This is a genomic window from Salinifilum ghardaiensis, from assembly GCF_054491345.1.
The window spans coordinates 163283-183009 of sequence record NZ_CM137101.1; the positions used below are offsets into that span (position 1 = coordinate 163283).

25 protein-coding genes and 1 tRNA gene are annotated in these 19727 nt (G+C 71.1%); 13 read left to right on the forward strand and 13 right to left on the reverse strand.

Features of this window, described 5'->3' with window-relative positions; all coding sequences use genetic code 11:
• Positions 1-89 precede the first annotated feature (89 nt).
• The 4 genes from ACVGV0_RS00715 to ACVGV0_RS00730 form a co-directional block, all read right to left on the reverse strand.
• Entirely contained in the window at positions 90-272 is a 183-nt protein-coding gene (locus ACVGV0_RS00715; protein WP_459157907.1) for a hypothetical protein, read from the reverse strand.
• Positions 272-532: a hypothetical protein gene (locus tag ACVGV0_RS00720; RefSeq protein ID WP_459157908.1), complete on the reverse strand. Its 261-nt coding sequence runs from the start codon at positions 530-532 to the stop codon at positions 272-274. Before ACVGV0_RS00720 ends, ACVGV0_RS00715 begins: the two co-directional genes overlap by 1 nt.
• 89 nt (positions 533-621) lie before the next feature.
• The gene (locus ACVGV0_RS00725) at positions 622-813 is read right to left on the reverse strand and encodes a hypothetical protein (RefSeq protein ID WP_459157909.1); all 192 of its coding nucleotides are present in this window, start codon (positions 811-813) and stop codon (positions 622-624) included.
• Between the two features lie 303 nt (positions 814-1116).
• On the reverse strand, positions 1117-1473 hold the full coding sequence (locus tag ACVGV0_RS00730) for a hypothetical protein (RefSeq protein WP_459157910.1): 357 nt from the start codon (positions 1471-1473) through the stop codon (positions 1117-1119).
• Between the two features lie 119 nt (positions 1474-1592).
• Between ACVGV0_RS00730 and ACVGV0_RS00735 the strand changes: the two genes are divergently transcribed.
• The gene (locus ACVGV0_RS00735) at positions 1593-1982 is read left to right on the forward strand and encodes a GntR family transcriptional regulator (RefSeq protein WP_459157911.1); all 390 of its coding nucleotides are present in this window, start codon (positions 1593-1595) and stop codon (positions 1980-1982) included.
• A 4-nt stretch (positions 1983-1986) separates the two neighbouring features.
• Here the strand turns inward: ACVGV0_RS00735 and ACVGV0_RS00740 are convergent, their stop codons facing one another.
• Positions 1987-2184 carry a hypothetical protein gene (locus ACVGV0_RS00740; protein ID WP_459157912.1) on the reverse strand — a complete coding sequence of 66 codons (198 nt, stop codon included), beginning with the start codon at positions 2182-2184 and terminating at the stop codon, positions 1987-1989.
• A 200-nt stretch (positions 2185-2384) separates the two neighbouring features.
• On the opposite strand from ACVGV0_RS00740, the gene ACVGV0_RS00745 reads away from it, so the two are divergent.
• Positions 2385-3161: an aminotransferase class IV family protein gene (locus tag ACVGV0_RS00745; protein ID WP_459157913.1), complete on the forward strand. Its 777-nt coding sequence runs from the start codon at positions 2385-2387 to the stop codon at positions 3159-3161.
• A gap of 60 nt (positions 3162-3221) precedes the next feature.
• Positions 3222-4151 carry an SUMF1/EgtB/PvdO family nonheme iron enzyme gene (locus ACVGV0_RS00750; RefSeq protein ID WP_459157914.1) on the forward strand — a complete coding sequence of 310 codons (930 nt, stop codon included), beginning with the start codon at positions 3222-3224 and terminating at the stop codon, positions 4149-4151.
• 26 nt (positions 4152-4177) lie between these two features.
• On the opposite strand, the gene ACVGV0_RS00755 is transcribed toward ACVGV0_RS00750, so the two are convergent.
• A complete protein-coding gene (locus tag ACVGV0_RS00755; protein WP_459157915.1) occupies positions 4178-4411 on the reverse strand; it encodes a hypothetical protein in 234 nt (77 codons plus the stop codon).
• 107 nt (positions 4412-4518) lie between these two features.
• On the opposite strand from ACVGV0_RS00755, the gene ACVGV0_RS00760 reads away from it, so the two are divergent.
• Positions 4519-4746, forward strand: a complete 228-nt coding sequence (locus tag ACVGV0_RS00760; protein ID WP_459157916.1) for a MerR family transcriptional regulator — start codon at positions 4519-4521, stop codon at positions 4744-4746.
• 1743 nt (positions 4747-6489) lie between these two features.
• Positions 6490-6936, forward strand: a complete 447-nt coding sequence (locus ACVGV0_RS00765) for a VOC family protein (RefSeq protein WP_459157917.1) — start codon at positions 6490-6492, stop codon at positions 6934-6936.
• 160 nt (positions 6937-7096) lie between these two features.
• On the opposite strand, the gene ACVGV0_RS00770 is transcribed toward ACVGV0_RS00765, so the two are convergent.
• A complete protein-coding gene (locus ACVGV0_RS00770; protein WP_459157918.1) occupies positions 7097-7912 on the reverse strand; it encodes a ZIP family metal transporter in 816 nt (271 codons plus the stop codon).
• Between the two features lie 328 nt (positions 7913-8240).
• On the opposite strand from ACVGV0_RS00770, the gene erm reads away from it, so the two are divergent.
• Positions 8241-9059, forward strand: coding sequence for a 23S ribosomal RNA methyltransferase Erm (erm, locus tag ACVGV0_RS00775; protein ID WP_459157919.1), 819 nt, complete (start codon positions 8241-8243; stop codon positions 9057-9059).
• A 271-nt stretch (positions 9060-9330) separates the two neighbouring features.
• On the opposite strand, the gene ACVGV0_RS00780 is transcribed toward erm, so the two are convergent.
• Positions 9331-9807 carry a GtrA family protein gene (locus ACVGV0_RS00780; RefSeq protein WP_459157920.1) on the reverse strand — a complete coding sequence of 159 codons (477 nt, stop codon included), beginning with the start codon at positions 9805-9807 and terminating at the stop codon, positions 9331-9333.
• A gap of 580 nt (positions 9808-10387) precedes the next feature.
• Complete coding sequence (locus ACVGV0_RS00785; RefSeq protein WP_459157921.1) at positions 10388-10855, reverse strand: MarR family winged helix-turn-helix transcriptional regulator; 468 nt, start codon at positions 10853-10855, stop codon at positions 10388-10390.
• A gap of 99 nt (positions 10856-10954) precedes the next feature.
• Between ACVGV0_RS00785 and ACVGV0_RS00790 the strand changes: the two genes are divergently transcribed.
• The gene (locus ACVGV0_RS00790) at positions 10955-11587 is read left to right on the forward strand and encodes a DUF5313 family protein (RefSeq protein WP_459157922.1); all 633 of its coding nucleotides are present in this window, start codon (positions 10955-10957) and stop codon (positions 11585-11587) included.
• Positions 11588-12269: 682 nt separating this feature from the next.
• On the opposite strand, the gene ACVGV0_RS00795 is transcribed toward ACVGV0_RS00790, so the two are convergent.
• On the reverse strand, positions 12270-12482 hold the full coding sequence (locus tag ACVGV0_RS00795; RefSeq protein WP_459157923.1) for a hypothetical protein: 213 nt from the start codon (positions 12480-12482) through the stop codon (positions 12270-12272).
• A 782-nt stretch (positions 12483-13264) separates the two neighbouring features.
• Here ACVGV0_RS00795 and ACVGV0_RS00800 point away from each other — a divergent pair.
• Positions 13265-14593 (forward strand): MFS transporter, encoded by a 1329-nt coding sequence (locus ACVGV0_RS00800; RefSeq protein WP_459157924.1) that lies wholly within the window; start codon positions 13265-13267, stop codon positions 14591-14593.
• Positions 14594-14654: 61 nt separating this feature from the next.
• Here ACVGV0_RS00800 and ACVGV0_RS00805 read toward each other — a convergent pair whose 3' ends face one another.
• The gene (locus ACVGV0_RS00805) at positions 14655-15623 is read right to left on the reverse strand and encodes a prephenate dehydrogenase (protein WP_459157925.1); all 969 of its coding nucleotides are present in this window, start codon (positions 15621-15623) and stop codon (positions 14655-14657) included.
• 114 nt (positions 15624-15737) lie between these two features.
• On the opposite strand from ACVGV0_RS00805, the gene ACVGV0_RS00810 reads away from it, so the two are divergent.
• From ACVGV0_RS00810 to ACVGV0_RS00830, 5 genes are all read left to right on the forward strand, one after another.
• A complete protein-coding gene (locus tag ACVGV0_RS00810; RefSeq protein ID WP_459157926.1) occupies positions 15738-16226 on the forward strand; it encodes a tRNA adenosine deaminase-associated protein in 489 nt (162 codons plus the stop codon).
• The gene (locus ACVGV0_RS00815; protein WP_459157927.1) at positions 16223-16693 is read left to right on the forward strand and encodes a nucleoside deaminase; all 471 of its coding nucleotides are present in this window, start codon (positions 16223-16225) and stop codon (positions 16691-16693) included. Before ACVGV0_RS00810 ends, ACVGV0_RS00815 begins: the two co-directional genes overlap by 4 nt.
• Positions 16694-16868: 175 nt before the next feature.
• Positions 16869-17096, forward strand: a complete 228-nt coding sequence (locus ACVGV0_RS00820) for a CsbD family protein (protein WP_459157928.1) — start codon at positions 16869-16871, stop codon at positions 17094-17096.
• A gap of 172 nt (positions 17097-17268) precedes the next feature.
• Positions 17269-17829: an RNA polymerase sigma factor gene (locus ACVGV0_RS00825; protein ID WP_459157929.1), complete on the forward strand. Its 561-nt coding sequence runs from the start codon at positions 17269-17271 to the stop codon at positions 17827-17829.
• 122 nt (positions 17830-17951) lie between these two features.
• A tRNA-Ser gene (locus tag ACVGV0_RS00830) sits at positions 17952-18036 on the forward strand.
• Here ACVGV0_RS00830 and ACVGV0_RS00835 read toward each other — a convergent pair.
• Both ACVGV0_RS00835 and ACVGV0_RS00840 read right to left on the reverse strand, forming a co-directional pair.
• Positions 18031-18984: an alpha/beta fold hydrolase gene (locus tag ACVGV0_RS00835; RefSeq protein WP_459157930.1), complete on the reverse strand. Its 954-nt coding sequence runs from the start codon at positions 18982-18984 to the stop codon at positions 18031-18033. The two genes, ACVGV0_RS00830 and ACVGV0_RS00835, sit on opposite strands and share 6 nt — an antisense overlap.
• Positions 18985-19203: 219 nt before the next feature.
• A complete protein-coding gene (locus tag ACVGV0_RS00840) occupies positions 19204-19419 on the reverse strand; it encodes a hypothetical protein (protein WP_459157931.1) in 216 nt (71 codons plus the stop codon).
• Between the last annotated feature and the right edge of the window lie 308 nt (positions 19420-19727).

The following is a 19727-nucleotide window of genomic DNA, read 5'->3' on the forward strand; positions in this document are numbered from 1 at the left end:
GTATCCCCCTCGACGTCGACGGGTGCGCATGAAAAAGCGCCCGACCCCGATCAGGGGCCGAGCGCTGGACACACGGTGCTTGGCATCGGTTACTGGCGTCGCTCGATCATCTCCATCTTCGCGATCACGTTCCCGACCGCTTTCTTCGTCGCCGTCAGTTCGTGGCTCACGCCTTTCGGGGCGCCGAAGCGGCGCACGATCTTGTTCACGCTCCACATCGAGCGATCGATCCGCTGGGCGGTCTTGTGCACGTCTTGTCCGTTGTTGCGCATTACTTGTATCCCTTCGCGATCGACTGCCCGCCCTGCTTGGCCAACGCATCCCGCAACCGCGTCACGGACGCTTCGGCTTTGCCTTTCAGTTCCTGCAATTCGCGGTACTTGCGCTTTTCCACGATCGAATCTTCCAAGGCTTCGATCCGGTCGAGGTTGCGCTTGAGCTCATCGAGCATCAGCCCGAGCACGTGGATCCGCGAGACCTGCTCAGTCCGCATCGGTAGCTGCTTGCTCACCACATCCGCCAGGTTGGCCACGACGCATCACACCCTTCCCTGCTCGTTCATCAACACCGACACCGGCGAGGGCCCAAGGCAGCCCTCGCCGTGCACATCCACCAGCACCATCAGCGATCACCTCCGCAGTAGAGGAACCGGAACAGCGCCAAGTGCAGCTCGGTGATATCCAGCGGCGTGTACTCCGCGAGCGCCGGATAGCCGTGCTGCTCCATCGCAGCAGCCACGTCTGCGATCAGCCCGAAGGAAAACCGCGGATCGTTCTCGGCTGCCTCGAGCGGAAAGATCCGAGGAGCAGTCACCGCACCCACCTCCAACGGTTGTGCGTGCAGAACTGGTCTTCCGAGTGGCCGTAGCGCCACCGGTCGCAGTGACACGCCGGGCAATACGCCAACGACACGACGCATCATCCTTTCCTGAGCGTCGACAATGGAGGCCATCAAGACCCCCGAGACGCAACGCCGACTCGGGGGTCAAGAAAGTCCCCAGCGCAGTGCATCTGCGCCGGTGTCAGACACAGCTCGGCCCACTGTGGAATTGTCAAAGAACCCCGCCCGAGCAGGGCGTGAAAGAACTACACGGAGAAGAGGGCTGGACAGGTCAGCTCAGCGGCTGATCGGCTTGATGCCGGTGGCCTTCCACGACAGGCCCGAGGTGACCCCATTGCCGAAGTCGTTCTGCCAGTGCGACACCCGCGGATCGACCAACTCAACCCGAGAGCCTTCGGTAACCTCTTCCTCCGGCTCGGTCGCCACCGTCACCTTGATCTCGTCGCCCTTGCCGCGAGGCTTGCCGTCCTGGCCGACGGGCTTCACGAACAAGCTGACGAGGTACTGCGTCGCACCCTGGTAGTCGGTGACCACGACCTCGTTGCCGTTCTCGTCCTCACGCGTCTTCACCGTCGGCTCCTCCGAGACCTGGAGCTTGTAGCCGTCCAGCAGCACCGGGATGTTCCGCAGCATGGGTACCTCCTCGTGTCGCTTGATGTCGCAATACATCGCTGATGTTTTAGAACATATGACAAGACGTCGGGGCTGTCAACCCGGCGTGTCTCAAGACGTTTTTGGGTACGATGGGGCGCGTGACCGCGAGCACTGATCCCGAGGACAAGCGCCCGGCGAGCCACCGCGTAGCGGATGCCCTGTTGGCCCGCATCGAGGCCGGTGAGTTCCGGCCCGGCGATCCGCTGCCGACCTATCGGAGCTTGGCCGGCGAGTACGAGGTGGCGGTCAACACGGCTCTCAGCGCGGTTCGCCTGTTGCGGGACCGGGGAGCGGTCTCGATCAGGACGAACGCCGGAGCCCAGGTCCGGGACAGCTCGGAGGACGTCGACCTCTCCGCGGAGCTGATGCGGACCAGGGAGGAGCTCGCCGGCCTGCGCGAGGACGCCCAGCGGCTCGAAGCTTCGTTGTCCGAGCTCGAGGCGCGCATGACTGCCCTCGCTGAACGCGCGGACGAGCGTCCCGCGTAGGGGCTCAGCTCAGGTCGTTGATGAACGTCGCCAGCGATTCCGTGGCGCTGCTGAGTCCGGCACCGCCGGTCTTCACCAGCGTGGCGGCCTCGGCCGGGCTGGTCATCACCAGGGCGATGAACCCCACCAGGGCCACCGCGAAGACCAGCTTCGGCAGCACCCAGTCGTTCGCCGTGGTTCCGCGAGCGATGTTCTTGGCCATCAGTCTTCCCTCCCGTGTGGCGGCTTTCGGCTGAGCCGTCGTCGGTCACATCTCAAGACTGCGCCCTGAACCGCGCGTTGGGTACTGCCCTGCAACCACCCCTGCGCCGAACTTCTGCCGAACCTGAGCTGCTGAACTTTCCCTGAACTTCGGTGCAGCGCAGCTTCAGTCCGCGCGCGTGAAGTGGCAGGGTGGCGGGCATGGAACTGAACGGCACCCCGGCCACGCTCGAGCAGATCAAGGCCCTGGCGCTGACGAACTACGGGCACTTCACCTCGATGCTGGTCGAGGGCGACGAGGTGCGCGGCCTGTCGCTGCACATGCAGCGGCTGTCCCGCGACTGCAGCCACCTGTTCGGCGCCGAGCTCGACACGGAACGCGTGCGCAGCTACGTCCGGAACGTGCTCGCCGCAGGCCGGCGGACCGTGGTGCGGGTGACCGTCTACGACCCGGACTTGGGCATGGGGGCGATCGGGGCCGAGGCCGAGCCCCAGGTACTGGTGACGACTCGCGAAGCGGGCCAGGGGGAACCGAAACCGTGGCGGCTGCAGGCGACGTCGTACCGCCGCGAGGAACCTGCGGTGAAGCACGTCGGGCTCTACGGCTCCATGCGGCACCGCCGCACCGCCCAGCGCGAGGGCTACGACGACGTGCTGTTCCTCAACCCGGACGGCTCGATCTCCGAGATCGCGACGTCGAACATCGGCTTCATCCGGGACGGCCAGGTCATCTGGCCGCGCTCCGAGATGCTGCCCGGCGTGACCATGCGCCTGATCAACCAGGCCCTCGACGAGCCGGTCACCACCGAGCCGGTGACGATCGCCGACCTCCCCGGCATGGATGCGGCCTTCGCGACGAACGCGGCCACGGGAATCCGGCCGATCGCCTCGATCGAGGGCGTCGAGTGGGACACGGATCACAAGGTCATGCGCGAGATCCGCGAGCTGTACGCGGATATCCCGCCTGAACAGGTGTGACGCGAGCGATCAAGCCGTTACTCTCCCCTGTGGAACAGCGGCGCAGGGGAGAGGCGGCAAGTGGCAACGGTTCAGCAGTGGACGGGCATCGAGGTTCGCGCGCTGCGCGACGCCATGCGGATGAGCATCCGGGAGTTCGCCGCTCATCTCGGCGTCAGCGAGCGCATGATCTCGAAGTGGGAAGCAGCCGGGGAGGACATCACCCCGCGGCCGGTGAACCAAGCAGCCCTGGACACGTGCCTGCAGCGCAGCGACTCCGACACGCAGGCCCGGTTCAAGCACCTCACAGACGGGCGCCTGGTCGGCGGCGCCACCGAGGAGACCGAGCTCATCGGCAGCACCCAGGTGCGCCACCCCGCCGATGGCAGCCTCATGGTCAAGGTCGATGCCAGCGTGTTCCTGTCCGGGCCGAGCAACGAGCCTGTGTGGGTGCCGGCGTACTACATCGACGTGCATCCGGTGAGCAACGTCGAGTACGCGCGGTTCGTCGCCGCGACCGGTCACAGCCCGCCGCAGCACTGGACCGGCGGCACGTATTCGGCCGAGCTGGCCGAGCACCCGGTGGTGTTCGTGACGTGGAAGGACGCCGCCGCCTACGCCCAGTGGGCCGGCAAGGAGTTGCCGAGTGCGCAGCAGTGGGAGAAGGCCGCCCGCGGTACCCGCGGCACGGTTTACCCGTGGGGTGATCAGCCCACGCCGGCCAAGTGCAACGTGCGCGAGAGCGGCATCGGGGCGAGCACGCCGGTGGACCGGTATCAGAGCGGGGCGAGTCCGTACGGGGTCTACGACCTGTGCGGCAACGTGTGGGAGTGGTTCTCGACCTCCTCCCGGCCGGGCCGGCGGGAGCTGCGCGGTGGGGCGTGGACGAGTCCGTTCGAGCGGGCCACGCCGTCCTCGTTCAACGACGCCGCCGAGACGATGTGCGATGACGACACCGGGTTCCGTTGCGTCGTGACCGCCGAGGAGATGGAGCGCCTGCTCGGACGGTAGGCCACACCGGCACGCCAACCGGGGCCTCACGTCCGCGCCGGCGTCCCGGTCCACGGATTCACGCTGCGGCACCACGCGGAGAACTCCGCGTACGTCGAGAACCCGGCCACCGTCACGACCCGATCCGGATGCGCGTCCCGCGTCTCACCGGCCAGCCGCCGTTGCCAGTGCGGCAGGCCGTAGATCTGCACGAACGTCCCCTGCGGCCACACGAATACGTGCAACCCCACGCGGCACGTCCAACTCCCTCCGCTCGCCATGGCTCCTTCAAATCGGACATCAAAGCATTTGCAGCAATATGAGCGTATCAACTCGTTGTCAGCATGCAAGGGAGCGGAGAGCACGATGAGCGAACAGGCTGAGGGAGGTGAGCACCGATGAGCCCCTGATCACGACCTCTGAACTCGCGCGCCGCTTGGGTCTGGCATCGCGGACCATCACCGACTACGCGCAGCGAGGCTGGATCACACCTGCGCTCATCACTCCGGGCGGGCAGTACCGCTGGCGGTACGAGAACGCCTACGCCGAGATCAATCGGCTTGGGCAACGCAGGAAGCAACAAGGCTCCGAAGAAGACGAGTCCGCCAGCTCATAGACAGCGAGTGCTGTCCGAGCGAGAACGTCGCCGACGAGCTGCACCAGTTCGTGCAGAAGCACCGAGGATCGTGGGAGGGGAGCACTAGCGCCAGGGCACAGCCTCAGAGTGCGTGTGTTCAGAATTTCTCTACTGCATCAAGGGCGGCCCCTGCCGGGGCCGCCTGCCTGCTTGCCTGGTGCGTCCGGTGAGAGCCGCCCGCCCGCTTGTCTGTGCGCTGCGGCCAGGCCGGGTCCCGCCGGGCTGCGGCTGGCGCCGGTCCCGGCGGTGCCGGGGCCGCCTGCCTGCTTGCTGGTGCGTCCGGTGAGAGCCGCCCGCCCGCTTGTCTGTGCGCTGCGGCCAGGCCGGGTCCCGCCGGGCTGCGGCTGGCGCCGGTCCCGGCGGTCCCCGGCGGCCGAGCGCGAGCGGAGGGCGGGCGGCGTCACCGGCCGCAGGCGGAAGGCAGGCGGTGTGTCCACGGCAGGGTCCGCCGTGCGGGTCGAGTGGACACGCTCGCTTGCTGCTGGCAGCCGAGTTGCCGTCGAGCCTCGTAGGTGGCCCGGTGGGCGGCCGGATCCCTGCGTGGCTCGGGTGGCCGCCTGGGCGCGCTCTCACAAGGAAGTGTGGTCGCTCTGCTCAGCTGGGTCACCAGGGCCACAACCGACGGGCGGCCATGCTGGCCCGGGCGTACTGGCTCACCTGCTTGTGGATGCATGCATAGAAAGATCCACGAAGACAAGTCACGAAGCGCAGGGAGACGGTCGGACTTCCCATCGTGCCGGCGATCCCATCAGGACAGTCACCACCACGATCACGACCACCCCGACACAACCGGCTGTAGTGACGACGTCCTCTGCAACGTAGAGCGAAGCAAACTTGAGGACTGCCGTGAGCGCAACCAGCGCCTTCAAAGGAGTAATGTTTGGAATATTAAACATGTCCCGAACATTAGAAGCGGCAACTGGATCAGCGCAAGCTCACTTGTGTCCTTTACTAATATACATCATTGTTGGCGCTCCGTCAAGATCGCACCTCAAGGACGAACAGTGACCCTTGCTCTGCCTGGAAAACTCACTCGGATGGACTAACCCTGCGGCCGTTTTGGACTTACCCTAAGCGAGATCACGCAGCCCCGCGTCCCCGCGGCTGAGGGTGGCCAGCGCGGGACGTGCTTGCGCTGCCCCCTGAGGGGTACGTTGCCACTTTATTGCCACTAATCAACGGCAAACGACGAAGGCAACGGCAAGCGACGTGAGGCGCGCCCAGAGCTTCATCGCAGGTCATGGCAGCTGGCGTCAAACGTTGAAGACGCTGGCAAGCACGGAGCCTGGATCAGAAGGTTGAGGGTTCGAATCCTTCCGGGCGCACTCCGAGACCCCCTGTGTAAGCAGGGGGTTTTCGTTCGTCGATCACCTCCTGCGCGGCCCGCGGCTCGAGCCCGTTGCCAACTTGTTGCCACTTTTCGCGTGAAGTGCTCGACGCTTCAGGGCGTCCAGGGACTCCGCGCTGGCCCGCGACTCCTGACCTGGGCGCGCCGTCCCGAGGAAAGTGTGGTTGCGCTGCGCAGCTGGGTCACCGGGACCACGACCGACGGGCGGCCACGCTGATCCGGGCGTGCTGGCTCGTCACCTTGTGGGTGCGTCGGGCTGCGCTAGCTGGCTGTTTTCTCGGGGCCCACCGTCCCGTCTCGGCATGCGTAGCGGACGAAGGCGGCACTACCCTCCTCGTGTCCGGTACGCCCCGTGTGAGGCCGGGAGGTGAACGATGCAAGGAGACGAGTGGCCTGTACCAGAGGAAGGTCTGATCTTCACGCACTTCCTGACGGTGCGGGACGTGGCGCGTTCTCGCGCGTTTTACGTGGACGTCTTCGGCGGGAAGGTTGTCCTCGAGGAGAACCCCTGCATCGTTAAAGTGGCCAACACCTGGATCATCATGAACCCCGGCGGTGGCCCTACCCCGGACAAGCCGGGTGTCACCTTGCAGCCGCCCGAGCGATCCGAGAGCGTTTCGACCTTCATGAACGTGCGCGTCGGGAACATCGCCGCGTTCTACGATCAGGCGCGGAGCAAGGGGGCTGAGTTCCTCACCGAGCCCCTCGACCGCAAGGCCGAGATCCGCTGCTACATGCGTGACCCTGATGGATACTTGATCGAGATCGGCCAGGCCACCGGCATGCTGGAAGGGATCTTTGCCGATCGGCAAACGAGCTAGCTGGCTCGTGATGACCGGCCCGCGGCCTCGAGGCGAGCAGCCCTGGCGACGGAGCCCGAGCGCAGGCATCGCCCGAGGCGGACCAGTTCAAGGCCACCCCGGCGGCTCGCGTTGCCACTTCGTTGCCACTTTTCGCGTCGGCCCGGTCAGCTCCCCCGCGCTAAACTCCGGTGATCGTCCAGGCGCACACGACGACGGCGGCACCGGTCAGCGCGCTCGCGGTCGCGTGCGCGGCCAGCCGCGGGCTTCCTGCTGCGCGGTTCCTCTCCAGGTGCGCCAGGAAGTCCAGCGCGACGTGCAGGAAGAGTCCCGCTGACGCGCCGAACGCCGAGGCTGTCACGGGTGGGGACAGGGGCCAGCCCAGCAATCCGACCACGATCGCCGCGATGCCGACACCGCAGGCGGGCAGTACCACCGGAACCACCGATCGACCGGACTCGTGCAGCGACCGCGCCGCTACGTACCCGGCGGGGGCCTTGTGCGAGATGATCGCCAGGCCCAGCAGCAGCCCGATGCTCGGCATGCTGGCGTAGATCGCTCCCATGACGAGTCCCGCGGCCACGGAGTGCGCGGTGAGGCGAACCACGTAGTCGTCCAGCAGTGCAGCGCGGGAACCGAACCAGGCGCCTCCGATGTGGACCGCGAATCCTGCGAGCACACCAGCTGCGATGCCGAAGCCCCCGAGCGTCGGGTTCCGCTCCATCGCAGTGGGCAGCAGGAACCCGCACGCACTGGCCACCATCGCTCCGGCGGCGAGGCCGTGCGCCCAAGTCAGCGTGCTGCTGTTCACGATCCCCCGCGGGGCGAGCGCGGCGCCGGCGACCATGGCCAGGCAGGAAACCGCTGCGATGATCAGCAGTTTCCGCAGGTCGGCCACCCCCGCAGCGATGCACGCCCCGGCGAACAGGCCGATCACTCCGATCGTCACCGCGTGCTCGCCCGACCGGAGCCGCCCCTCCGTTGACGTCAGCGTCATGTCTCCCACCAGCGCGCTTTCCCTGGCTCGTTCGGCAGATCCGCCCGGACCTTACAGAAAAAGACAATCATTTTCAATTGTCTGGGACCTCCGGGGCGCGGAAACGCGATCGCCCAGCGCCTTCCGCCCCGAAAAATCGGTTCGACCCGCGGCTGCGCGCTGCTACTGTCGCGAGCGATGGGTCTCATGAGCACCGCGTTCTACATCCGCATCCGCCGCGCGTAGCGGCGGAGGTGAGCGCACGTCGTCAACTCCGCCGCGCTTCGGGGCAATCGCCGGCGCGGTGTCGCCGCGTCGGCTCGACGATCTCTCAGCGCGGAGCGCACTCATGTCCTCATACGCGGGCGGGCCGCACGAGCTCGGCCAGAACTTCCTCGTCGATCCCGCGGTCGCAGATGCGATCCAGCACCTCGTCGCCGCAACGGACGGCCCGATCGTGGAACTCGCGGCCGGCGACGGCGCCCTCACGACGCGGTTGAGCCGCTCGCAGCGGCCGATCACCGCCGTGGAGCTCGACCCGAAGCGGGCCGGGCGCCTGCGGCGTCGAACTCCGGAACACGTCGCGGTCGTCAACGGCGACATCCTGCGGTTCCGGCTGCCGGAGCAGCCGCACGTGCTCGTCGGGAACCTGCCGTTCCACATCACCACGGCCGTGCTGAAACGCCTGCTTCCCGAGACGCGCTGGCACACGGCGGTTCTCGTGGTTCAGTGGGAAGTGGCCCGCCGGCGAGCGGGTGTCGGCGGCGCCACGATGCTCACCGCCTCCTGGTGGCCGTGGTACGAGTTCACGTTGCACCGGCGCATCCCGGCACGTTCGTTCCGGCCGGTGCCCGCTGTCGACGGTGGGCTGCTGGCGGTGCACCGCCGTCCTCGTCCGCTGGTGACCGATCGAGCGGCGTACCAGGCGTTCGTCCGGGAGGTCTTCACCGGCCGCGGGCGCGGACTGCGGGAGGTCCTGGAGCGGACGGGGCGGGTCCACCGCGGTGCGCTCGACGCGTGGCTGCGCGCCGAGCGCGTGTCCCCGCGGGCGCTGCCCAAGGACTTGACCGCCGAGCAGTGGGCAGCTCTGTGGGGGCAGACCCGCGAACCGGCCCCGGGCTCTCGCGCGGCTGCGCGCAGGCGGGGCCCTCGCAGCGGGCGGTGGTGATCCCGGGGACGCGCTTCCGGTCGCTCGCCGGGTTTCCGGGGTCCGTGACCGTCGTTAGTGGACACCGCCGGTGCTGGGCGGCGGCGAGCTCGCCCCCAGCGACCGGGGACTCGCCGCCGACGGCGGCAGGTGCCGGTCGTCCCCACCACGCAGGAGGCACCGCTCGTCCCCACCACGCGGCAGGTGCCGCAGCCGCACCTCCTACCGGTCAGCAGCGGAGCGGCAGGAGGTGCGTCCTCGGGGGACGGGCGGGTGCGGCTGCGCGGTCGGGTCACCGCGGTGATGCCGCGGGGTCCTCGGCGCCTGCGCGCGCCGTGCGGCGGTGGAAGACGAAGCTGCGCTGGGCGAGGAAGTTGAAGGTCGTCGCCACCGCCTGCGAGATCGCCCACGCCAGCGTGATCGTCCACGACGAGTCGGGGAGGCCCCGGAGGGCGAGTGCGTTGACGCCACCGACCAGACCGAACGTCAACGCGAGCACGATCGCCAGCGAGACCACCTCGCGGAGGTCGCGCTGCGAGGGGAACGTCCAACGGCGGTTGATCAGGTACACGAACGTGCTGCCGACAGCGAAGCTCAGCACCCGGGCCAGGTCCGGTGGCACCCCGGAGGCGAGAACCACCTGCAGGCTGCCGTAGTCGACGATCGCACCGCCGGCGCCGACCAGCCCGAAGCGGAAGGCCTGCGCGAAGAAGCCGGGTTGCCGAGACCGGGGTTGCGTCCGGTGTTGCGGCGCGCCGTTCGCGTCCACGTCATCTCCTGGTCAGCACGTTCCGGCGGGCTGCGCGTGACCGTACCAGCACTGTCGTGCGCACCGGATTCGGCGGCGCAGCGGTGATGCCGCGGGATCCTCGGCGCCTGCGCGCGCCGTGCCGATCACTCCGCTCCGGCCGGGGCGCGGGCAACGCAGTCGGGGCAGGCCCGCGGGGCGTTCGCGTCCCAGGGTTCCCGGCGGACCGCGGTGATTTCGGCGCCGCAGAACGCTCTGCCGCCGGCGACCGCGTGCAGCAGGGCCGGAGCACCGGCTCCCGTCGTGCTCGCAGCGCGCTGCCCCGTGCGGCCCGCGGGCCGCCGCTTCGCGGGCCGTCCTTCGCCGGCCAGGAGCTCCACACCCGCACGGTAGGTGCCCCGCGGTCTTCCTGCCCGGGCACCCCGGTGGTTCCGCGTCCGGGGCGGTGCGGCGGTCGGATGCGGGGTTGGTGCTCGGACCGGCTCCGGCGCCGTTGTCGAACTCCTCACCGAAACGAGTGGGCGGACATGTCGCGCGAAATGCGCAAATCCCCGGTCGGGGCGGGTTCGGCTGAGCTCCGAGCGCGTGGAGGGGTGCCGCGTCAGCCGTGCCCCTCGTCGAGGACCTGCGCGCTGCTGGTGATGAGCCGCCCCAGCACCTCGTTGAGGTGCTCCAGCTCCGCGACGTCGAGCCCGAGCAGTTCCACGACCTCGTAGGGGATCTTCTCGGCTTCCGCGCGCAGCGCCGCCCCGGTCTCGGTGAGGTCCACGTCGAGGGAGCGTTCGTCCCGCCGCCCGCGGGCGCGGACGACGTAGCCGATCGTCTCGAGGCGTTTGAGCAGCGGTGAGAGCGTGGCGGGCTCGGCGTGCAGGATCTCGCTGAGCTCCTTCGCCGAGCGCGGTGAGCGTTCCCACAGCGCCAGCATCACCAGGTACTGCGGGTGCGTCAGCCCCAGCGGTGCCAGCAGCGGGCGGTAGATCGAGATGACGTTGCGCGAGGCCACGGAGAGCGCGAAGCACACTTGGCGGTCCAGTTTGAGGGGGTCGTCACCCAGGTCGACGTGCTCCAACGCGAACCTCCCGACTTCATTAGTGCACTAAACATTAATACGTTACGCTCTCTCCCGCCGGTCTCCACAGGGAGAACCCAGTACGGTGAAGGAGCCGACGTGCGAGACAGCCGAGCGCCTCGGCCGAATCCTGCCCTGTGGGTCTGGTACGCGTTCGGCGGGCGCCTGCCCGAGCGCTTCCACGAGTGGGTGCTGCACGACGTCACGTGCCGCACCTGGGTGCTGCGCCACCTCGGCCGCGGCCTCGTGCAGCTCAGCCCCGGCCTGCTGTTCCTGCTCGTGCCCGGACCGCTGTGGATCAAGGGCATGGCCCTGCTCGGCGGGGTCATCCTCGCCCTGTGGTTCTCCGCGGCGTACATGGAGCACACGATCGAGCACCGCGTCCACAAGCACGGCTACGGCATCGGCACGGCCCGCGCGGTGAGGGATCGGCTCGCGGCGGAGCGGGAAGCCGCGCGCAAGGGCGCGGGCCCGCGGAACTCGGGCGCGCCCGCGTCGGAGCCCGCGGCGGGCGGCGAGGACGCCCGAGCGAGTGGCGGTACCGCGGGTCACGCGGGCGAGGAGAGCGGTCCCGCGGCCGAGGGCGAGGCGGCGACCGCGGGAGGTTCGACGGCCGGCCCCGCGGGCGGGCGAGCGGACGGGAACGCCCCGGGTGGTGCGCGGTCCGCGGAGACCGCGGCGCACGAGCACGCCGTCGAGGACGGGAGCTCCCGGGACGCAGCTGGGGGGTGAGTGCTCCGGCCCGCACCGGGTGCGGCGGCCGCGGAGCGCCCCGCCGGAGCCGTGCGGGCGCGGGTCAGTTCCGGGGTGCAGGCCGCGATGGTGCTGCTGCTGGCGGCCGCGGTGTTCGTCGTCGTGGCCGGGCAGGTTCCCGCGGTGCGCCACCAGATCGGCGAGGTGCACCGCGCCTGCGGGTGGCGGGCTCGCCGGTTCACCGCCGGGCGAGGCGCTCCCGGAGGTGGTGACGGTCTCGGTCGCGGTGCGCGTGACCGTTTCCGCCGCGGGCGGGGACTGCGTGGAGCGCGTTGTGACGTAGGTGGTGGCCAAGCCGACGATCAGGGAGCAGATACCGGTGATGGCGGCGGCGAGGATCGCTCCGCGGCGGCTGATCACGGCCGCCTTGATCGTGGCGTCCTCGTCGTGCGTGCCGCTGTCCCGGGCGCCGTCGTCGGCGCGGCTGTCTCGTGCGTTCCTCGCGCGCGTGATCGCACGGCGCGCCCGCGCACGCGTGGGGCGGATTGATCGGTCGCGCGCCGGTGCGGCGGGAACGCGGATCGATCGAACGTGCCGCGGTGGTGGTGCGGAGCGCTCGGAGCCCCGCGGTCGGTGGTGCGTGCGCGCACCGGCGGCCCGGCTCGAACCTGGATCCGTTCGGGCAGGATCCGTTCGGGCAGGGCCGCCGCGGGGAGCGTGCTCAGCTCTTGAGGACCGAACCGAAGTTCATGCCCTGGTTGTCGTCGTCGGAGAAGTTCCAGTTCCAGGTGTTGCAGCTGAACACCTGGCAGGCGTCGACGTCGACGTGCTCGTGGTGTCCGCCACCGCCGCCGGCGGCGGCCACACCGGCGCCACCGAGCGCGAGGGCCAGTCCGAAGGTGGTCGCTACGGCTCCGCGAACCAGAGAACGCATGGGGGGTTCCTTTCTGTGTCACTGGGTTCGACCGCGCCGGCGGATTGTCGGAAACCGCTCCGAGACCGCATCGCGGCGCAGCCCCTTGTCTACCGATTCGTCCTGGAGTTCGCCGAGTGGCGCGGCCGGGTTTCACCACAAGGTGTTCCGGCGCTGCTCTGGCCGTGCGTCCGTGCGGGTCCGGTGGACACGCACTGATTTCCGATCGGAGTTCGTCGTGCTGCGGCGTCCCGCGCACGGGTGCGTCCTGTGTGGATTGCGCTGCGCAACGCGCTGGCCCGTGCGCGAGATCCGGAGTTGATGCACCGAACGTGGGGTTTGGAGGTGCGCGAACCGGCTTCACGAACGGGTTTCGGCCATTGCGGAGCGCAAGATTTTCCATCTGATCGGATGATCCGCGCGCTCGGGAGTTGCGATCAATCCACTGAGGAATGCGAGCGGAGTTCGCGATGAGGTTTCCCCGGGGTCGGTGCGCTGCTTCCTGTGATGCGGAGCACGCGGCGTAACGCCATCCGGGCGTGTGACGAAATGCGGGGTGCGGTCCCGTGCGGACCGCGCCGGCGAGCTGATCCGAGAACGGGTCCGGCCCTCGGGGCCGGTCGCGGTTGCGGGCTCCTCGCCCCGAACATCCCGTCACCGCAACCGGCACCGGCGTCCTCCGGCGAGTGCCGGGAGCGGATCCCGTGCCCGCCCCGGTGGGCACAGTCCTGTCGTGCTCCGCGGCCGCCCCGGGCGGACCGCGCGGCACGTGCTGCCCCGCCCACGTCGCAACGCTGCGAAGGATGCCCATGTCTTTCCGGCTGTTGGTGCTCGCCGTCGGCACCTTCGTCATCAACACCGGCTCGTACCTCGTGGCCGGAGTGCTCCCCGCGATCGCCGACAACGTGGGGGTGTCGGTGACCACCGCCGGGCAGCTGGTCACAGTGCACGCGCTGACCTACGCGATCAGCGCTCCCGTGCTGTCCACAGTGGTGGCCCGTTGGGAGCGGCGGCGACTGCTGTGGCTGTCGCTGGCGCTGTTCGTCGCCAGCAACGTCGCCACCGCGCTGGCACCCGAGTTCGCCACGCTCACCGCCGCGCGCGTGCTCGGCGCCGTCGGCGCGAGCCTGTTCACGCCGACCGCCGTGGTCATCGCCACCGATCTCGTGCCGCTCGACAAGCGCGGGCGGGCCGTCTCGGTGGTGCTGTCCGGGCTGACCCTGGCCACCGTGATCGGCGTGCCGCTCGGGGTGCTGCTGGAAGGGTGGCTCGGGTACCAGGGCCTGTTCTGGCTGGTCGCCGTGCTGGCCGCGGGGGCGGCCGCGGCGCTGCGCGTGCTGCCCGCCGTGCCGGCGCCGCCGGCGGTGCGGCTGCGCGAACGCGTCGGCGTGCTGCGCGATCGCCCGATCGTGATCGTGCTGACCGTCTCCGCGCTGGCTTCGCTGGCCGACTTCGCCGCCTACACCTACGCGGCACCGATGTTGGGCGCGCTGACCGGGGTGGGAGCGGGCGCGCTCGGCGTGCTGCTGTTCGTCTACGGCGTCGCCGGCGCCGCGGGCAACGTCGTCGTCGGACGGGTCACCGACCGGTTCGGTTCCACCCTCGGCATCGCCGGTTCGCTCGTCGTGCTGGCCGCGGGGCTGGCGCTGCTGCCGCTGGCCGGGGCCTCGCTGCCGGGGATGGCCGTGCTGCTGGTGCTGTGGGGCTTCGGCGGCTGGGGCATCATGCCCGCGGTGCAGCACCGGTTGATCACGCTGGGGCCCGCGATGGCGAGCGTGGTCGTCGCGTTCAACTCCTCCGCGCTGTACCTGGGGATGGGTTTCGGCGGAATCACCGGTGGCGCGGTCGTGGCCCGGTGGGGCTGGGGAGTGCTCGGCCCGGCCTCGGCTGTTGTGGCCGTCGTGGCGCTGCTGCTGTTCCACGCCACGCGCCGCGCCACGCTGCACCCCGCAGCCCCGGCGGAAACCGCCGCCCCGGTGGCGGGAGCCGGTGCGCGGGCCGCGGACGTCGAGCCCGCGGATGTCGGGCAGGCGGGGGCTGCCACGCCCCCGGCCTCGGCCCCGCGGGAGCCGGAACGGGCGCGCCCGGCACCGGAGGACGTGGCCTTCGCGAGCTCCGTGCGGCAGTCCTGACGAGCACTGCGGCCCGGGCGGCTGCACGAGCCCGGGTCCGCGCGCGGAGTGCGGTCGCGGGCTACTCAGGCACCTCGACGACGGCCTCGTCGGCGTCCACGCCCACCACGCGGGCGCCCCGCTCGCCGAGCTCGCGCAACCGCCCGAGGGCGCCGGGGGAGGTCAGGGAGACGCTGCGGCGGGCGTGCTCGCTGGTGAGCAGGTCGTGCCAGCTCTGCCGGGCGGCGTGCCCGGCATCCACAGTGGACTTCAGCGATCCGGTGGAGGCGAGCGCGCCGCGCGCCGCGCCCAGCCTGCCGAGCGCGTCGTCCAGCGCGTCCAGCAGCGCCGTCCGGTTGCCCTCGGTCATGGCGGCGACGAACGCCGGGTCGCTGCCGGCCACGCGGGTGCCGTCGCGGAACGACCCGCCGGCCAGCGACAGCGCCAGCGGACCGCCGTCGGCGGCGGTCGCGGCCAGCGCCGCGGCGAAGAGGTGCGACAGGTGCGACACCCGCGCCACGGCCGCGTCGTGCGCCGCGTCCGAGGCGGGGACCACCCGCGCGCCGCAGTCCAGGGCGAGCTCGGCCGCCGCGCGCCACGCCGCGGTGTCCGTGTCGTCCTCGGTGGTCACCGCCCACGCCGCACCGTCGAACAACTCGGCGCTGCCCGCCGCGTAGCCCGACTCGGCGGTGCCCGCCATCGGGTGGCTCCCCGCGTGCTTCGCGCCGGGCAGCAGCGAGCGCAGCTCCTGCGTGGCGGGTTCGCGGACGCTGCACACGTCGGTGACCAGCACCTCCGGGGAGTGCCAGGCGATCAGGCGGCCCACCTGCCGCAGGGCGCCCATCGGCGTGGCCAGCACGACCAGGGCGTCCTGCTCGGCGGCGCGCTGCAGCGCCGCTTCCGCCTCGAGCACGGTGAACCCGTCGCGCTCGGCCGCGGCGGCGTCCGCTTCGGATGTGGTCGCCCCCCACGCCGCGCGGCCGGCCCGGCCGGCCGCGCGCAGGATCGATCCGCCGATGAGTCCCAGTCCGATGACGCACACGCCGCGCATGGGCCCATCCTGCCCCACGCGGTCGGCACCCGGTCGGGCGGGAAGCCGACTCGCGAAGGTCACGAAGGGGCAATGGTGCTTTCGGGTGGCTTCCACACGCTCTACGGTGTCCCCATGACGGTCCAGGACCCGGTGGAGGGGTTCGCCGTCGCCGTCGTACGTGAGGACGGGCGGTGGCGTTGCAGCCCGCTGGCGAGCTCGGTGCTCAGCAGTCTCGACTCGGCCATCACCGCGTTGCGCGAACTGCGTTCCACCGGCGCGTTGTTCGGCATGTGCAATGTGGACGACGAGTTCTTCGTGCTGCTCCGCCCGGTGCCCGACGGGGTGGAGCTGCTGCTGTCGGACGCGGCGGCGGCGCTGGACTACGACATCGCCGCCGATGTGCTGGACCTGCTCCGGGCGGAGACGCCGGACGAGGACGACGAGGAGATCTGGCCGGAGGGCAGCCTGTCGATCCTGTCGGACCTGGGGCTGCCGGAGGGCGAGATGCTGGTCATCATCGAGGAGGTCGACCTCTACCCCGACGAGCAGCTGGAGATGATCGCCCGGCGCTGCGGGTTCGGTCAGGAGTTCGGCAACGTGCTGGAGAAGCTCGAGCAGTGACCGGTCACTCCCGGGCGGACGTCGGTCTCGTCCGGGCCGCGCTGGACGTGGCCCCCGGCGCGCTGGCGACCGGCGACGTGCCCATCGGCGCGGTGGTGGCCGGCCCGGACGGGCGCGTGCTCGCCCGCACGCACAACCAGCGCGAGGCCCGGCTCGACCCGACCGCGCACGCCGAGGTCCTCGCGCTGCGGGCCGCGGCCGCCGAGCACGGCGACGGCTGGCGGCTGACCGGCTGCACCCTGGCCGTCACCGTCGAGCCGTGCACCATGTGCGCCGGAGCGCTGGTGCTCTCCCGGATCGACCGGGTGGTGTTCGGCGTGTGGGAACCGCGCACCGGCGCGGTCGGCTCGCTGTGGGACGTGGTGCGCGACCGGCGGGTCAACCACCGGCCGGAGGTCGTCGGCGGGGTGCTGGCCGAGGAGTGCGCCGCGCTGCTCGAGGGCTTCTTCACCGAGCAGCGCGACTGAGCGGCGCCAGCCGCCCGCTGTCCGCTGGTCAGCCACCCGCCGCGGGGAACCCCGACCGCGTTGTGACACGCGTCACAACGCGGTCGGGGTTCCGTTTGCCTGCGCGCGTGTCGGGTACGTCCCGAGCGGACCCGGTGCCGCGAGCGCCGGAGCGAAAGCAGCGAAGGAGTCCGCCATGGGCGTTTTCGACAAGGCGAAGGAACAGGCGCAGCAGTTGGTCGGCAAGGCCAAGCAGGCCACCGGCCAGGCCACCGGCAACGAGGAGATGCGCGACGCCGGCAAGCGCGACGAGATGGGCGGCAAGGTCAAGGAGGCCGGCCAGGACATCAAGGACAAGGCCGCCGGCGCTGCGGAGAACGTGAAGGACCGCTTCCAGGGCGGGCAGGGCGACCAGCAGAAGTAGAAGAACGCCTGATCCGGCGATCTGTTCGCCCCGCGGGCGGGATCGCCGGCTGTGACCATGGGTCCGTCCCGAGCGCTTCGGGGCGGACCCGGCTCTGCGCGCCACCGCCGTCGCCGCGGTGCGGCTCCGGCGAAGGGCCGGGTGAGGACGACCCGAGCGCGGGAGGAGCAGCGTGGAGGCGACCGACGCGGCACTGGCGCGCCGCATCGCGGCAGGTGACGCGGCCGCGTTCGAAATCATCGTGCACCGCTACGCCCCGGGCGTGCGCGCGCTGGCGCTGCGCATGCTCGACGACCGCATCGAGGCCGAGGACGTCACCCAGGACGTGTTCGTCACCGCGTGGCGGCGCATCGCCGAGCTGGTCGAACCCGCCGCGCTGCGCGGGTGGCTGTTCCAGATCGCCCGGCGCAACTGCCTGATCGTGCTGCGCCGCCGGCGCATCCGCCGCACCGATCCGGTCGGGCGGGTGCCCGAGCACCGCCGCTCCGTCCCCGGGGCGGGGTGCGTGCTCGACCCGCAGCGGCTCGCCCTGGCCGGTGCGGCCGCGCTGGAACTGCGCCGGGCGCTGGCCGGGTTGCCCCGAGGGCAGCGCGACGCGTGGGTGCTGGCCGAAGTGGACGGCCTCTCCTGCGGGGAGATCGGCCGCCGCGTCGGCGCCGGGGAGCAGGCGGTGCGCGGGCGGCTCTCCCGCGCGCGAGCCGCCCTGGCCGACGAGCTGCGCGACTGGGCCTGAGCACCGCTCGTCGGCCCCGAGCGGCGGGACCCTCGAGCGACCGAGCGGCCGGGTTGCCCGGCCGGCAACCGGAGCGGGGCCCCCGTCGGGAAGCCGGAACGGGGTTCGCTACCCTAGCGGGCGGTAGCGTGTCCGAGCGGCCTAAGGAGCGCGACTCGAAATCGTGTGAGGGGCGACCCTCCGTGGGTTCGAATCCCACCGCTACCGCGCAGACGGGGCACCCCGCGTTCGGCGCGGGGTGCCCGTCTTCTCGCCGGGGGCGGTCGCGTCGTCCGAGGCCGCGTTGCGGATCGCCCGCATCAGCTCGTGCGGACGGCTCACGCCCAGGCAGCGCCCCTCGCCGTCGAAGATCCGCGTGGTGCACCCCGGGATCCGCGCGGCCAGCGCCCGCGCCGCCGACAGCGGCACCGCGGTGTCCTGCGTGCCGTGCCACACCTCCACCGGGGCTTCGATGCCGGACAGCGAGAACCCCCACGGGCGGGAGAGCACCACCAGCTCCTGCGCCACCCAGCGGCTGCCCTGGGTGAAGGCGCCCCTCGCCGAGGACAGCAGCGTCGTCACGTCGAGCCGCTCCCAGGCCTGCTGATCAGCTTCGGGGGCCGCGTGCCGCAGCCCCGCCACCCAGCGCCGCGCCCGGGCCGGGTGGTGCAGCGCGCGCTGCAGCTGCGCGGCGCGCAGGCGCGCCGGCCACGGGCAGCGCCGCGCCATCCGCAGCAGCAGGCGCGCGGTCGGCGTCACGGCCCGGCGACCTCCCGGGGTGTCCGGGGCTCCCGCGCTCGCGAGCGCGACCGCGGTGGTGATCCGGTGCGGCAGTTCGTGCGCCGCGGCCAGCGCGTGCGGGCCGCCCGCGGACTCGCCCACCACGGCGAACCGCTCCAGCCCCAGGTGGTCGGCGAGCCCGCGCACGTCGGCGGCGTAGCGGGACAGCGAACGCCGCGGGTCCGGGTCGGACGCGCCGGTTCCCGGTTTGTCCACGGCGATCCACCGCACGCCCGCGTGCTGCGCGGCGGTGGTGTGGAAGGCGCCGGAGAGGCCGGAAGCGGGCCAGCCCGGGGTGTAGACGCAGGGGACCCCCGCGCGATCGCCGAACTCGTAGTAGGCCAGCCGTCGACCGTCCGCCAGGGGCACGAATGCGCAACGCGGCGTGGACTGCATGTGATCGAGGATGCGCGGCTCGGGCCCCGTGCTCAACGGGTTGTGCCGGGACGGGTGGACGCGCGTTCGGCCTGCGCGGCGTGCCCAGGGGCGGAACCTCTCCGGGAGGTGCCGTCACCCCCGCTCGGGTGAGGTGCCCGGGCCGGGCGGCGCAGGCGGGGGCGTGTCCGGAGCCGTCCGCAGCGGGGCCTCCTCAGCCGCGCGGGGCGGGGCGCGCCCTCAGCCGGGCGGGGAAATGCCGGGCACGTACCCCTTCCCCGAGCAGTGCGGGCAGGTGCGCCACTGGGCCATGGTCATGCCGGTGCACAGGTCCTCGGTGGCCTGGATGACGTACAGCCGCGGTTCGCTCAGCGAGCGCAGACCACCGCAGGAGTGGCACACGCTGTTCGGCCCCTGACCGGCGCTCGGCGGCGTGACGTCCTCGTTCTCCGACATCGTGCGGTTCCCTCACATCGGTGGTCCGGGGTGCCGTTGCCGCCCCGGGTCGGAACGGCAGTGCGCGCACCGCGTCAACCCGATCATGGTCGATGTTTCGCCCGTCGCCAACGACCGGTACGCGCGCGATTGCCGCACCGTTCCGGTCCCGTCGCAACCTGCGCACTCGTGCTGTCCGGACCGGTCGGCCGTCTCCGCCACGCGGCGCCCTCCTCGTGTCGTGCCCGCACGGCAACGTACCGGCCGCGGCGGGGAGCGCGGGGAGCCGCCCGGAGCTCTCCGCGGATCCGCGCGCGAACGGTGCCGCA